This is a genomic window from Prevotella sp. AM23-5, assembly GCF_003473645.1.
Lineage (GTDB): Bacteria > Bacteroidota > Bacteroidia > Bacteroidales > Bacteroidaceae > Prevotella > Prevotella copri_A.
The window spans coordinates 1-15,865 of sequence record NZ_QUCG01000013.1 but is presented as its reverse complement, the minus strand read 5'-3'; the positions used below and the strand labels follow the sequence as shown (position 1 = coordinate 15,865).

At 49.4% G+C, this 15,865-nt stretch carries 8 protein-coding genes; 2 read left to right on the top strand and 6 right to left on the bottom strand.

The window, feature by feature from the left end:
- Positions 1–4 precede the first annotated feature (4 nt).
- Complete coding sequence (locus DW657_RS04990; protein WP_118311632.1) at positions 5–5,461, bottom strand: alpha-2-macroglobulin; 5,457 nt, start codon at positions 5,459–5,461, stop codon at positions 5–7.
- A 159-nt stretch (positions 5,462–5,620) separates the two neighbouring features.
- On the opposite strand from DW657_RS04990, the gene DW657_RS04985 reads away from it, so the two are divergent.
- Together DW657_RS04985 and DW657_RS04980 are read left to right on the top strand one after the other, a co-directional pair.
- On the top strand, positions 5,621–8,116 hold the full coding sequence (locus tag DW657_RS04985; protein WP_118311631.1) for a GH36-type glycosyl hydrolase domain-containing protein: 2,496 nt from the start codon (positions 5,621–5,623) through the stop codon (positions 8,114–8,116).
- 20 nt (positions 8,117–8,136) lie between these two features.
- Positions 8,137–8,556: a hypothetical protein gene (locus tag DW657_RS04980; protein WP_118311630.1), complete on the top strand. Its 420-nt coding sequence runs from the start codon at positions 8,137–8,139 to the stop codon at positions 8,554–8,556.
- 121 nt (positions 8,557–8,677) lie between these two features.
- Here DW657_RS04980 and uxuA read toward each other — a convergent pair whose 3' ends face one another.
- The 5 genes from uxuA to DW657_RS04955 form a co-directional block, all read right to left on the bottom strand.
- Positions 8,678–9,949 (bottom strand): mannonate dehydratase, encoded by a 1,272-nt coding sequence (uxuA, locus tag DW657_RS04975; protein WP_118311629.1) that lies wholly within the window; start codon positions 9,947–9,949, stop codon positions 8,678–8,680.
- 42 nt (positions 9,950–9,991) lie between these two features.
- The gene (locus DW657_RS04970) at positions 9,992–11,581 is read right to left on the bottom strand and encodes a mannitol dehydrogenase family protein (RefSeq protein ID WP_118311628.1); all 1,590 of its coding nucleotides are present in this window, start codon (positions 11,579–11,581) and stop codon (positions 9,992–9,994) included.
- Between the two features lie 168 nt (positions 11,582–11,749).
- Complete coding sequence (locus DW657_RS04965; RefSeq protein ID WP_233546612.1) at positions 11,750–12,484, bottom strand: tyrosine-protein phosphatase; 735 nt, start codon at positions 12,482–12,484, stop codon at positions 11,750–11,752.
- Positions 12,485–12,513: 29 nt separating this feature from the next.
- A complete protein-coding gene (locus tag DW657_RS04960; protein ID WP_233546611.1) occupies positions 12,514–15,012 on the bottom strand; it encodes a tyrosine-protein kinase in 2,499 nt (832 codons plus the stop codon).
- Between the two features lie 12 nt (positions 15,013–15,024).
- Positions 15,025–15,825, bottom strand: a complete 801-nt coding sequence (locus tag DW657_RS04955; RefSeq protein ID WP_118311626.1) for a polysaccharide biosynthesis/export family protein — start codon at positions 15,823–15,825, stop codon at positions 15,025–15,027.
- Between the last annotated feature and the right edge of the window lie 40 nt (positions 15,826–15,865).

Sequence of the window (15,865 nt, the reverse complement as noted above, 5' to 3'; positions counted from 1 at the left end):
TATATTAATTATTAACTGTCATCTTATATGCCTCCGTACGACCACCAAACTCCGGACTGTAGGTACACTCTGCCGTGCAGGACCCCGACTGGTAATCGCCCTTACGGTCAACATAATATTCCATTTCTACGAAATGCTTACCTTTAGATAAACGATCAAAATAGAAATTTGTTGTATTATCCTTAGGAGAAACATAACATTCCATTCCCCACTGGTAACCGCTCAGCTGATTGACAGGCTCCAGACAGGCAGCTCGCTTGTCCACAATCTTCACGAAATCGTAGTCACGGTCGGCAGTAATGGTGATGATGACCTTGATCTTATCACCCACCTTCGCCTTCTTCTGGTTTTCAACCTTACGGCTAACCTTGATGCCCGATTCCAGAAAAGCTATTTCGCTAAGCGGCTGCTTGAACTCTGCATACACGGCACCCCAACTGGTATAATCGCTCTTCTTATTGATGCTCAGGGTAGATGCCTTACCCGCCTTTTCGGTCTTCACATAGCCCAAAGTAGTGGAATCCTGCGGCATCGGCAGCAGCTTGCCATCCAGTTTCAGAACGGCATTCTCAGCCTTTCTGTTCCAGTTGCTTTCATTACCCTTCATAAAGGCATAGACGGCATCTACGGTGTTCACCGGAGTATCCCAAGACTGGGTACGCTTCGACATCAGAAGCCAGCGCTGCAGTTCCTCGATGGTCTGCTGTTTGCTAATAGCAGACGATGCAGATGAAATAGCAGCTATAGACTGAGCATCCAAAGCCTGCAGAGCCTCGATGGCAGCCACCTCCGTTGGAATCTTATAGTTTCTCCAACTATAGTACGCCTTGCGAGTATCATAATATCTGCCCATATCCTCACGATAGACGGAATATTCCTCCATGCTCTTCAAGTAGTCGGCAGCCGTCTTGTAATCGTAGTTTAGGGCGAGTATCACAGCAGCCTTCGCCTTGCCATAGATGGTCAACGAACCCGTCATCTTCTTCAGTTTTCCGAGGAGATAATCCATGTCATTCAAAGCAGGAGCTTTGAGTTTCACACAAGTCCCATCCATTGCGACAATATAGAGATAATGCAAAGCCATCTCGCTAGGATTCACCTTGTGCTTTTTCTCCTCCTGCTTCTTCATTTCTCTCACTTCCTGGGCAGTCTGCGAGGAGAGATAATTGATGGCGGAAGTCAGCATCTTGGCGGTGGATTTCTGAACACCGGCAACGGCATTCAGACGAACCATCATTTCGGCTACCGACGTTGTCATGTATCGGCTGCCCTTCATTCCCTTCCACCAGGAGAAGGAACCGTCAGCATTCTGCAACTTCTTCAGTTTCTCCACCTGATTCTGTAAGCGGATGGTCTCCTGAGAGAGATTCTTCTGAGAATGATTATCCAAAGAGAGAGTCTTCTGGATATGGGTGGTGATGGTATTGGCGTAGATGGCAGACATCAGCGAGATGGCGTCCTCCTCATCCGGATTACTGATAGCAGGCAGCGCCTTGACCATCAGCCAACTTGGATTGTTGGTATATTCCACGGTCACCTTTGCATCCTCTGCGCCCTTCGCCTGCTTGCCCTCCTTGTTCAGGAAGAGCTTGCTCAGGTCGAAGTTCTGCTCACCCTTCTGATGCAGGGTGATAGGCAGGGTGTTCACCACGAGTTCACGGTCGCTCAAAACCGGCAGGTAATGCTGTTCACCATCGCTGTAGCCATTACCGGCAGCCACCACCTTATTAATATATACGCCTTCTTTCAGACCTTGAACATCAAAGGCTACCGTAGCAGAACCCTCGGCATCGATGCGATAGCCCTGGGTCTTCTGCCAAACCACCTTCTGGGTTTCGGCATCCAGAATCTGCACGCGGGCATTGCCGCTCACCTTCTTGTCAGAAGTGTTGAAGAGTTTCACCACGATGGTGCTCTTATCGCCCTCACGCAGGAAGCGAGGCATGTTAGGCTGCACCATCACGGTTTTCTGAGCCACAGCCTCATCTACCAGGCATCCGTTTCTCATCTCCTTGTCGTGCGCCAAGCCCATAAACTTCCAGGTAGTCACGCTCTCCGGCAGGGTGAAATTGATAGCCACATTGCCCTGATTATCGCTTTCCAAGGCAGGATAGAAGAAGGCGGTCTCGTTCAGGTTTTCACGAATCAGAACCTTGTCGAGGAACTGTCCTGCGTCTGAGCCAGAACCGCCAGCAAACTGCGGCATCTCCTCTACTACATCAAAAACCTTGTTGACAGATGGAGCAGAAGCACCGACACGAGCCATCTTAGAACCACGAATTCTCATGACTTTCGCTTCTTCTCGTACCAGCTCGTCTTTCTGTATACGAACAGACTCAACGGTTCCGCCAGAAGAACGTTCCAACTTGCTCAGTTCCACAGCTTGCATATAACCATAATAGCTAAAGTATTTGCCATCAAACTGATCCACATCCAACTCCTTTTCATCATAATACTTGGTAGGATAAGTACCAGCCAATCCCATCTCATAATACTTCAGATTGCTCTTCCAATAGCAGTCTGGCAACCACTGGCTGAATCCCAGCGACATCTTCCAGGTGTGGTCAGCCAACTGGTCGAGCGACTTATCATAAAGTACACTCATCAGCTGTGCCTTGGCTGGCTTGCCGTCGGGAGTCGTAATCTGCAAGGTCCACTTCTCCTTCTGTCCCGGAGTGAGACGGTCGCGGAAAGTCTTCCAGGTGATGTTCAACTTCTTCTCCGGCAAAGGACGGGCGATGCTGATTTTTCTGGTATAGCATTCGCCGTTCTTCACGAAACTATAATTAATCACCACACCCGAAGCATATTCCGGCTTGTAGGTGAATGGCAGGGTAACGATGCTGTCGCCCAACTCCCAGGCGCCTTTCTCCAGCAGTTTGTTGCCAGCGATGATGGAATATACGATGTGCGCTCCGTTTTCAGAAGAACCCACCTGCACATATACCGGCTTTCCATCATGCGGGAAGGTCTTCGCTGTCTGATAATACCATTCGGTGGTTGGCTCCATCGGATGGGTATCCTTGATGCTGAAGAGGGTGAACTTCTGCTGCAGGGTGTCCTGTCCGCAGATTGCCTCCATCTCATGCACTCCTGATGGCAATACAGCCATAGAAATCGGCGCATTCGCCTCGGCATCCTTCCATTCGCCCTTGTCGATGCGGTACTTCAGGTTGCTGGATATCTCCATACCGCTGGCATTGCGGTAAGCAAAGGTCACCGTCTTCAGACTGTCTGCCTCAATACGCTTAGGAAGATTCACCGTGAGGATGGTTGGCTTGGTGCCCAGAGGCAGACTCATCACACCCTCGTGGCTCTCACCGCTGATGTCGGTAACGATGGCTGAGACCTCGAAGTTGAAGAAACGGGCGATGCGCATGAAATCGCTCATATCAGCCTCGTCTTTTCCTGACAAGGAAGCCTCCAGCGGAATCTCCACGTCGAAGGTTCCGTCCTCACGAGTCACGCAACTGTCAGTCTTCACCAACTGTCCGGCAGAGCCTGCGCCCCACCACCAGAGCTGGTTTCTGCGGGTCACCTGATACTCCACTTTGGCGCCCTGCACTGGTACACCGGCGTAGGTCTTTGCCGAAGCCTTCACCACTACGGTGTCGCCCCAGTTATATTTCTCGTTCACCTTCGGGAAGGTAATCTCGAAGGTTGGACGCTTGTATTCCTCCACACGGAAGGAACTGTTAGCTCGGTTATTCACGGATACATGATACATGCCTGTCTGTCCACCTTGAGGCAATTCGAAATCCACAGATGCCGTACCATATTCGTCGGTTGTAGCCTTCTGCTCAGCCACCTGCTTCCAGTTGGCATCCCTCAGGATAAACTTCAGTTCCATGCTCTTTCCCGGCACACTGGCATCCAGGCCTTTCTTCACGATGTAGGAAACGGCAGTGGCATGCACCTTCTGTCCCGGACGATAGATGGCACGGTCGGTAAACAACTGATATCTCACCTCATCATCCTTCTTCTCGTAATAGCGGGCACGTGAGAGGTAGATATCCTTGGCAGGCGCAAACTTGTCATTGCTGGTGGAAATCAAGACGTTTCCATCCACATTCTTGAAGTAAGCCTCGCCGTTCTCATCGGTAGTCAAGCGGGCATGAATGAGTCTCTTGAACTTGCCCGTCTTGTCGTCATAGTTTCTGTCATAGAGCACAATCTTCGCACCTGGAACAGGTTGACCGTCGGTAGCATTCACCACCACATAGCGATGCCTGTCATCAGGCAACTGCTGGATCATCACCGCCAGATTGCTGACATAGAAGAGTTCTCGCTGCGGAGCAATGCCTGTATTATCCGAAGTCACCTCCATCAGATAGACGCCTAATGGCAGATTGCCTCCTATTTCGATGGAATCCTTTACCTCTTCGTAATCCGGACGACCATAGTAGTTGCGGCTGAAATCCTTCTGATGCAGCTTCGTGGTCTTCTTCAGGAGCATCTTATAGGTAGCCTCATTCTGGACATCATATTCATTATCCGCTGTGATATTGAGACGGGAAAGCCGAATGTTCAGATTCTGGAGATTGCGCACATTCAGATGAACCCACTTCTTTTCCGAAGGGCGAAGCACCAATGGCATATCCTGCACCTGGAACATCGGTTCGGTGAGTCGCTTCTGCGCATTCCTCAGCACATTCATTCTCGACCATCCCCCCCAGCGACTCAGCGCATAGTTGATATAGTTGAGCTTATCCTGCGGTTTGGCATCGGTAGCCCCTTCCATGAAGCGGAAATGCTCCACGGCAAGTTCGCCTGCCTCCGGAATATCCTGATATACGTGGATGAGCGAGTCGATAGTCTGCAGATACTTCGACTTTCTGACCTCTCTCACGTCATCCTGGCGATATTTCTCGATAAGCTTATAGGCACAGAGACAAGCCGCGCCCCTATTTCCCACCTTATTATAATAGGTGTACAGCTGCAGATACGCCTCCTTGCTGTCAGCCTCGAAACCAATGAGATGCAGCAGATCATTGTAGAACGAACTGCCATCCACACCCTTCAGCGTCAGCGGCACATACCCGGTAGAAGCATTCCTGGCAAGAAGCTCAGGCTGCTCCAGGGCTTTCTTGAAGAACTCCTCGCTCTTCTTCCCATTCACCTCCCTATACACCTTGCCGAGCACGGCATATCTCACAGCCTTCAGCACGGGATCTTTCGCTTTCAGTGCTTCCGTTTCCATCCGCTTCACATTGGGCGTCAGCGAGTCGGGCGAAATCTCTCTCCAGAGTATCGCCTGCCTTATCTCAGCCGCCAGCAGCTGGCCGTAGTCTTTCGCAGCCGTAGCCTTGGAGATGATTTTCTTCATCACCCCTATCTCGCTCTTGGGCTGATCCTTCTGAGCGATGATATCAGCTTGCTTCCACAAGTTGTCGTAGGTTTGAGCCGTTGCTTGCAGCATGGCAAACACGGTTATGAGGAGTGTTATAATGTTTCTTTTCATAAGCCAATTGTATGTTATGTTAATCGCAAATTGTTAAACATCTAACTTTTCAATGCAAAAATACAAAAAATATCTGTTTTCTAACCTATAAACTGAAACTTTTTATTATCTTTGCACCAAATTCATGCAAAAATTCTAAAAATAAACATTAAAAAAACAATGGTAGAGAAAAAGTATGGTCATTTTGATGACGCCAATCGCGAGTACGTGATTACTGACCCAAAGACTCCATGGCCTTGGATCAACTATTTGGGTAACGAGGATTTCTTCTCGCTTATCTCCAACACAGCAGGTGGGTATTCTTTCTATAAGGATGCCAAGTTCCGTCGTCTCACCCGCTATCGCTACAACGGGGTACCTATGGATAATGGTGGTCGCTACTTCTACATCAAGGATGGCGATACCGTCTGGAATCCAGGCTGGAAACCATGCAAGACGCCACTCGACAACTATGAGTGCCGCCACGGCATGAACTATACCCGCATCACGGGCAGCAAGAACGGCGTAGAGGCAAGCGTTCTCTTCTTCGTTCCGCTCCATACCTGGGCAGAGGTTCAGAAGATGACGCTCAAGAACCTGTCGCAGGAAGCAAAGACCCTCAAGGTGTTCTCCTTTGCAGAATGGTGCCTCTGGAATGCCGCTACCGATATGGAGAACTTCCAGCGCAATTTCTCTACAGGCGAAGTGGAGGTAGAAGGCTCTACCCTCTATCACAAGACGGAATACCGTGAGCGCCGCAACCACTACGCTTTCTATACTGTAAATACAGAGATTCAGGGCTACGATACCGACCGTGAGAGCTTCATCGGACTCTACAACGAGTTTGCCGAACCGGAAGCTGTACTCGAAGGCAAGCCACGCAATAGTTTTGCCCATGGCTGGAGCCCTATCGCATCACACTATATAGAGGTAACCCTGAAGCCGGGCGAAAGCCGCGACCTCATCTTCCTCCTGGGATACGTAGAAAACGAACAGGATAAGAAGTTCTCTGCCAAGAAGGTCATCAACAAGGAGAAGGCACATCAGCTCATCCAGAAGTTCGATACCACCGAAAAGGTGGATGCAGCCTTTGCTGAACTCAACCAGTACTGGGATAACCTGCTGAACATCTTCACCGTGAAGAGCGGAAACGACAAGCTCGACCGCATGGTGAACATCTGGAACCAGTATCAGTGTATGATAACCTTCTGCATGTCGCGTTCTGCAAGCTTCTTCGAGAGCGGCATCGGCAGAGGCATGGGCTTCCGTGATTCCAACCAGGACCTCGTAGGCTTCGTTCATCAGATACCTACCCGTGCCCGCCAGCGCATCATCGACATCGCCAGTACCCAGTTCCCAGACGGCGGCTGCTATCACCAGTATCAGCCGCTCACCAAGCGAGGCAACAACGACATAGGTGGCGGTTTCAACGACGACCCTTGCTGGCTCATCTTCGGAACCGTAGCCTACATCAAGGAGACGGGAGATTTCTCCATCCTCTCAGAGCAGGTACCATTCGATAACCAGCCAGGCAGCGAGGTAAGTCTCTTCGAACACTTGAAGATTTCGATGAACCACGTTATCAACAACCTGGGTCCTCACCAGCTTCCACTCATCGGAAGAGCCGACTGGAACGACTGTCTGAACCTGAACTGCTTCTCCTGGGATCCGAACGAGAGTTTCCAGACCACCGAGAACAAGGGCGAAGGCAGCAAGGCAGAAAGTCTGATGATAGCCGGACTCTTCGTTGTAACCGGAAAGGACTACGTGGCGCTGTGCAAGCAGCTTGCCAAGGAAGCCGCGAACAGCCATGAAGGCACTATCGCCGGACTTGCCGAGGAAGATTACCTGGTAGAAGCCGAGCGCATGCAGCAGGCTGTAGATGAGATGAGCGAAGCCGTGAAGCAGCATGGCTGGGACGGCGAATGGTTCTTGCGTGCCTACGATTTCTTCGGCAACAAGATAGGCAGCAACGAGAACGAGGAAGGCAAGATCTTCATCGAGAGTCAGGGCTGGTGTACCATGGCTGGCATCGGACTGGAAAAAGGCCTCTGCGCCAAGGCACTGGATAGCGCCAAGGAGCGCCTGGAGTGCGAGCACGGAATGGTGCTGAACAACCCAGCCTACACCACCTATCATGTAGAGATGGGCGAGATTTCATCCTATCCTGAAGGTTACAAGGAGAATGCCGGCATCTTCTGCCACAACAACCCTTGGGTCATCATCGGCGAAACCGTTGCCGGACGTGGCAATGATGCCTGGAACCATTATACCAAGATTCTCCCAAGCTATGTAGAGGAGAAATATCAGACCCTGCACAAGGTGGAGCCATACGTCAACTGCCAGATGGTAGCCGGTAAGGATGCCGCCAAGCCTGGCGAGGGCAAGAACTCCTGGTTAACGGGTACAGCCGCCTGGATGTGGTACACCGTGTCGGAGTTCATCCTCGGCATCAAACCGGATTACGAGGGATTGAACATCGACCCATGTCTCCCAAGCACCGCCCATGAATACGAGGTAACCCGCAAGTTCCGTGGTGGCGAATACCACATCGTAGTGAAGAACCCAGAAGGAAGGGAGAAAGGCGTAAAGCAGATTACGGTGGATGGCAAAGCCATCGCAGGCACCATCGTTCCTTGCCTGGAAGGCAAGCACGAAGTGGTGGTTGAAATGTAACTGATTAATTCAAAATAATAATGAAGAAAATTTTATGTTTTGTGGCAGCTCTGGCTGCCACATCCTTTATCACAACAACCAGTACAAGCTGCAAGTTTGCACCCGATCAGCACGACGGCGACACGGTAGCCGCCAGCGAATTCTATCCGGAAGATACATCAGCTATCCACGCCAAGAAGATGGCAAAGATGGCGGCAATCAAGGCAGGAAAGGATAGTGTGGGCATCTACTACATAGGCAGTGGTTCCACCAAGGACATCATCCAGCTCGTCTCCTATCCATCCCGTCGCGATACAATGATATACAGCAAGACCCGCCACATCAAGGTAAAGGGTAATGCCGATATCAACCACGTGGTCCGCGTAGATTACTACCTGCTCAACGGCAAGGATTCATTAGTGAAATATGTGGAGGAAGTGGAGCTCAAAACAAAAGAATAAAGTACCCCAAGCATAAAAAAAGGCTAGCATGCACAAACGCACGCTAGCCTTTTTCATATTTCATTCAACCAGGATTTCAAATCACTTAACTGAACTTTCGTAATATGCTAAAGCCTATCAACTAATCATAAAATCCCGGCTGCTTGTACTTTATGCCCAGCTCATCATCCACAGTGGCGATGACGCCCTGAATCTGGCCCATGGCAAACATGCGGCCCAGGAGGGTGTAACCGGCATTGTGACCGTGGTTGCTCTCATCGAATACGCCGCCTGGCTCATCGGTAAAGGTCATACCGTGATCCACACGCATCGGCAATCGGCGACCCGAATTGCACTTACCTTCCTGCTCTGCCTTCTCGAAGATGCGGCAAAGCTCTATCAGATGGCCACGACCACCCAGGTGAGAAGCCTCGGTGAAGTTACCGTTAGGGAAGATGTAGCAGGAACGAAGGTGAACGAAATGGGTGCGGTCGGCAAACTGCTTTGCCATTGCCACACAGTCGTTGTGCTCACCGGCAGAGAAGGAACCTGCACAGAAAGTCAAACCGTTATGCTTGTTAGGCACTGCATCCAGCATCCACTGGATATCCTCGGCACAGCCGATAATTCTTGGCAAGCCGAATACAGGATATGGAGGATCGTCAGGATGCACGCACATGTTGATGTCATACTCATCACAGATTGGCATGATCGCCTCCAGCCAGTATTTCATATTCTCCTGCAGCTTCTTCTTGTCTATGCCCTCATACAGCTTCAGCAGGTCGCGGAACTTCTGTACAGGAGCCGAGTCACCCTCGCTGAAGTTACCCGAAACAAAGCCCTGAGTCTTGATGATGATGTTCTCTACCAAAGCATGATCCTGCTCTGGAGTAGAAGTCTTCTTGATTTCATCAGCTTCAGCCACGAGGTCTCTGCCCCACTTGTGCTCCTTAGAGAACTCAGCCCAATCCTCACGGGCACCCTCACGCTGCAGGATATAGATGTCAAAGTAGGCAAACTCGCCCCAATTCATATAGAGATTGTTGGCTCCGTTAGGATTCTCGTGGGTCAGGTCCGTACGTGCCCAGTCCAGTACCGGCATGAAGTTGTAGCAGATGCACTTGATGCCTTCCTCACCCAGGTTTCTCAGACTCTCCTTATACACCTCAATCTGATGGTCACGGTCAGGACCGCCATACTTCAGGGTCTCCACCACTGGCAGCGACTCCACCACGCTCCATTTCATACCGTAAGACTCGATATACTCTTTCAGTTCATGAATCTTCTCGCGGGTCCAAACCTCACCCAGAGGCACATCGTGCAGTGCAGTCACGATACCCTCCACACCTATCTGTTTCAGCTGGGCAAGCGTAATCTTATCCTTCTTGCCAAACCATCTCCATGTTCTTTCCATATATCTTTATATATAATGTATTGGTTAAATCAAAAAAATGAATTATCTTGCAGCAACGTACTTGTGCAATGTCTGTCTTACGGCACCCTTACCGGCGAAGAGTTCATTCACCATGCCTTCTATCTGCTCGCCGAAACCAGCCTCGTAGAGATCGAGTCCGAATACATCCTTGCGAGAATAGAGATTCTTCAGGCAAGAGTAGTCCTGATCCGCCTTGCCTACCTCCAGCGGAGCCACGATGGTCTGGAGTTCTGCCAGCAATGGGTCGGAAGATGGCTCAAATGGCTTCAGGTTATCATCCAATGCCTTGAGATAGCGGGCGTAACCTGCCAGCACCAGCGGAATCAATATCAGATTATTCTTGTCGAGACCACGGTCGATATACTTCTTGATGGTCTCACCGAAACGGATAGAGAGTTTCTGACTGGTATCGGTAGCGATGCGCTGAGGAGCATCTGGCATGAAAGGATTAGGCAGACGCTTGTTGATCACCGTGCCGATAAACTCGTATGGGCTCAATACGCCTGGGTCGGTAACCACCGGCATCGCCTCGATATAACCGATCTTCTGGATAAAGGCACGCAGGTCCTCATCTGCCATCTCGGCAGAAATCAGGGTATAGTCGAGCATGCAGCCATAGATAGACATCGCTGTATGCAGCGGATTCAGACAGGTAGTCACCTTCATGGTCTCCACCTCATCCACGGTCTTACGGGTAGTATAGAGCGCACCGCCCAACTCCAATGGCGGACGGCCGTTGTTATAGGTATCCTCACAAACGAGATACTGCACCTCCTCCGCATTCACGAAAGGAGCGGTAAAGGTATGCTTCTCGGTGATGATGGTATCATTATCCTCAAAACCATCCTCAGCCAGCATCGCCTGCACCTTCTCATGAGGACGAGGCGTAATCTTATCAATCATAGACCAAGGATAAGTCACCTTCTTGTCATCGTTGATATAATCCAGGAAGTCAGCCTCCACGATGCCATCCTTCACCCAGCGCTCGGCATACGCCTTCACGCCCGCCTTCACGTGGTCACCGTTGTGAGAGCAGTTATCAGTTGACTGAAGGGTAACCGGCAGCTTGCCCGCCTTGAATCTCTCGTAGAGGAGTGCGGTAAGTTTACCCATGGCGAAGACAGCATCGAGACCACGAGCCAAATCGGCATCATTGAAGGAATACCCCTTCTCAGTAATGGTAAAGGTAACCATCTGCAGACTTGGTGCCTGGAAAATCTGAACCAATCGGGCCCAGTCCTCACCAAACTGCTTATCCGCTTTGAGGCTTTCTGTGATAGAAGCGATGACCTTCTTCTCGATGGTTCCATTGCTTTGGAGGCTGACGAGAAGCGAGAGGTTATGGTAAGGGCGATAAGCCTTGTCGATGATTTCGTAGTCGAAGCTTTCCGCCACGATGACGCCACGGTCGTACTTACCAGTGTTGAGAGCATCGTTGAGGATAGCGGCAGGGAACGCACGGAAAATGTTGCCTGCGCCAAAGTGAACCCAAGTAGGCTCATCGTGAGTCTTCTTGGCAACTGCTGCAATATCATAATGAGGAAGCTGATAACCTTTAGCTTCCCATTCTGCAGCCTGAAAATTTTCTGAAAGAATGTCGTTCAGTTTCATATTATTATAATTTTTGATGTTGTTTTATGTATCCACCTGCAAAAATACGAATAAACTTCGAATCTCCCACACATTTTCGCAAGAAAAAACAAAAACGGAACGAAAAGCAAACGATTTTGAACAAAAAAGCCTCCTCCCCCACCACGCAATACGGCAACCTCCCATTTATTACTCCAATCGCGAGAGGCGGTGGAGATCGGTGCCTACGAAATCATACATCTGCCACTTCAGAAGCTGACGGCAACGCTTCTGAACCCGCTCACCATACTGCCCCTTCAGACTGAAGAGGTTGCGCTGGAACTTGATGCCCTGGGACTTCAATGCCTCGTAATCCTCTTTCTTCATATACAGATAGCGCTCGGGATGAGCAAGAATCGGGGTATAGCCTTTATTCTTGATGCGCTCCAACAAGCCTCGGAAATTCATCGGTGGGGCGAATATACTAGTCTCTACCAAGAGATACTTTTCGGCTAACGGAAGAAGATCGTTCGCCTTTAATCTACGCTCGAAAAGAGCATCCAACATATTCTCGGCAGCCAAATGCAATTGCAACGGCTCTGCATCGGTCGCAGAAGATTGCTTCGCTCCTTCAGCTCCTGATGCCTGATATCCAGGATGTCGCTGGGCAAAATCCTGAAGATACTTCTCCTTGAAATCTGCAAAGACACGGCGGAGTTCTTCCGGCTCATTCGGTACATCCTCCATAATATGTGGGGTGAACCACACTTCCTTCATGCCGATCGCCTCATAGATTCTCAACTGCTCCAGACTCTTTTCCGGATCCTGAAATCCGTCATCAACCCCTGGAAGGATATGACAATGAAAATCAATGCCACCAGGGAGAAGCTCTCGCTCCCCTGATGGCATACTCTGATTAAATATTTTCTGGAAGAATTTAAACATTTGTTTCTATTATTCTATAATCCAATTATTTAAGATTTTGCCCCCCCATTCTTTTCCTTATTATAGTTATAGCCATAACCATAGCCGTAACCATAGCCGTAGTGGCTGCCATATCTGCCGCCTTGTGCCTTGGTTCCGTTCAGAATCAATGTCATGTTCTTGAACTTCTTCTCCTTGTAGAGGGCATTCACCTCAGGCAACATGCTGCGCTCCATCAAGCCGGCACGAACCACGAAGATTGTACGATCGGCAAACTGTTCGTATATTGGGGTATCTGCGACGACCTCGATAGGTGGACAGTCGATGAATACATAATCATACTCCTCGCGCATGGTCTTAATCATCTGCTCCAGCAATGGAGTGAAGAGAAGCTCGGTTGGGTTTGGAGGGATGGTTCCGATAGGAATCACATCAAAACCCTTAACCAATCCGTTTTCCTCACCCTTATAGAGGATGTCGTGAATATCGGTGATTCTACCATTCAGGTAATCGCTCAATCCCTCGCCCGGACTATGAATCAACATAGAGGTTGAACCATGGCGGAGGTCACCATCAATCAACAAAACTTTCTTCTTCTTGATAGCGAGCGACATCGCCATATTGGCAGCAATATGACTCTTACCAGAACCAGGATTAAATGAAGTGAACACAATGACATTCTGCTCCGGATGGGTTCCGATGGTGAACTCGAAGTTAGTACGCAATACGCGGAAAGCCTCGTTGACGATATCGCGCTTGCCTGCCTTCACCACAATCATACGAACCTCTTTAGGTTTCTTCCAGAACTTGATGCGCTGCTCGAGAGTTGGACGGTTCTTGCGGCTGATAGAGAATGGAATCTCGCCGAGGAATGGTACGTTGACCTTCTTGAGATCCTTACGGCCACGAACGGTGGTATTTGCCTTCTCACGGATATAGATGACTACCATTGGAATAAGGAAGCCCAATACCAAAGCGATGAGCAAGATCTTGCGACGAACCGGCTCCACAGGGGTGTTGTCTCCTGTTGGAGGGGTGATGATACGGGTATTGTATGCGGTAAACGCCTTAGACAACTCGTTCTCCTCACGCTTCTGGAGAAGGAAGAGATACAACGCCTCCTTAACTTTTTGCTGACGGCCAACAGTCTGCAGGTACTTCGCCTGGTTAGGATTGCTGGCAATCTGAGAAGTAGTAGCAGCCTCGTTAGCCTGGAGGGTGCCCAACTGAGTCTTCAGGGTTACCACGAAGTTATCGAGACTAGCAGAGATGCTCTTGCGCATAGAGGTAAGGCTCTGATCATAATCTGCTACCAATGGGTTCTGCTCGCTGGAGTTGGCGACGATATTGTTGCGCTCCAACTGACTCTTATTGTACTCGGTAATCTGCTGTTCGATACCAGGGCTCTCGATACCGGTATTAGATGGAAGAAGCTGGTTCTTGCCAACCTTACCAGTAAGATAATTTCGGATATACTGAGCGATGGCGAGACGGGAATTGAGATCCATAATCTGCTTATCAACCTCGGTGCTCTTCTGCATATACTGCTGTGCGGCAGCCTCTACATCAGGCAGGAGATTGCTGCTCTTGAAGGTTGAAATATTCTTATCCACATCGCCCAACACACGCTCGATGACGCCCAATCGCTCAGTGATGAAGTGAGAGGTGGAGATGGTCATCTGGTTCTTATCCTCCAACCAGTTCTTGCGGTAAACGATGATAATGTTGTTGATGACATCTTCTGCACGTTTAGCAAGCACATCCTTATAAGTAAGGTCGATGACGGTAGATTTCACATCGCTCAGACTAGCAGAGAGGGAACCCTTGATGCGGTCGGTCATTGCATAAACATTGGAACGTGATACATAGAGTACCGGTTCGTCTTCACCAGAAACAAACTGTGTGAAGGCAGGAGCCTTATCCACCTTGATCTTACCCAATGGAGTGCGAATGATCTGTCCGATTCTACCGGTGATTTCATCACTGTCATCTACTGGGAGATTATCACGGGTAACTCCCTTGAGCTTACTGATAACATAAGAGCCATCGCCCTTGAGCTGGAGCTTAAAGCTTCCGCTCTGCTCATCGGTGAATCCTACGAAATCTACTGTGACTGGGAGATCTGCGCCATAGAGTGCCTCCTTATGGAAACGTCCATCGATGGCATAATCCACATCAAGTTTCAATCTCTTACCGGTCTCGAGGAGAACGGCTGGTGACTGAATGGCAATGAGTTCATTGTTTACATTGCTCTTCATGTTTCCCATACCCATATCGGAGAACATGGAAGCTACATCGCTGCCAATGCCCTGCGCCTTGCTCTCATCCTTGATCATCAGGGATGCAGTGCGCTGATATACATTAGGGGTGGTGAGGTTGTAATAAATGGCGATGCCGCAGGTTACAACCAGTGAGAGGATGAACCAACGCCACTGTGTCAGACAGAGATAGAGGAGATCCTGAATACGGATGAAATCCTCTTCCTGGTTAGGTCGAGCCATCGGATTTGGCTGTGCTGGCTGATTCGCCGGAGTTGTATTCTGTATCATTTTTTGTTGATATTAATTAACTTTCAAGAATGTGAGAATGGTAACGATGAGAGATGAGATGCTCATCCAGAAACCCGTAGATTGTACGGTATTTCCGTTGAGAGTAGAGCTTCTCTTCTTGGTATCGTTAGGTGTAACATATACCACATCGTTCTGCTGGAGATAGTAAGCAGGAGAACTGAAGATATCCTTGCCGGAGCAGAGGTCGATTTTGTAAACTTTCTGGTGGCCGTTTTCCTGACGGAGTACCATCACATCGTTTCTGCGTCCCTGGATGGTGAGATCGCCTGCCTTGCTGATGGCATCGAGGATAGTCACCTTTTCCTCTTCGATGGCATACTGACCTGGCTTTGCCACTTCACCCATCATAGAATAATGGAGGTTGCTGAGACTTACAGTTACTGTTGGGTCCTTGACGAGACTTGCGTCGAGGAGTGATTTCTTCACCTTTTCTGCGATCTGCTCACGGGTTAATCCTGCTACCTGAATGGTTCCTACTACAGGGAAATCGATATTTCCCTTGCTATCTACAGTATAGTAATAGGCATCCTGCGACATATTGTAAGTACCACCGCTGTTTGTACCGCCTGTAAGATTGAAGAGCTGTGAGATCTGCGGATCCTTGCTCTTTACTCCGATATAGATCTTATCAGTAGGCTTTACAGTAATAACTTTGTTCTGCAGGGTGATAACGGTATCAGGATTGTTGTTTAAATCCTGAAAGTAGGCTACATCCTTCGGTGTGCCGCAAGAAGTAGCAGTTAAGAGCGCTACCCCTAGGGCTCCTAACAGCATAAATTTACGAAATTTCATTTTTTTAATCATACCTTAATTCCGCAACACTATAATTTAA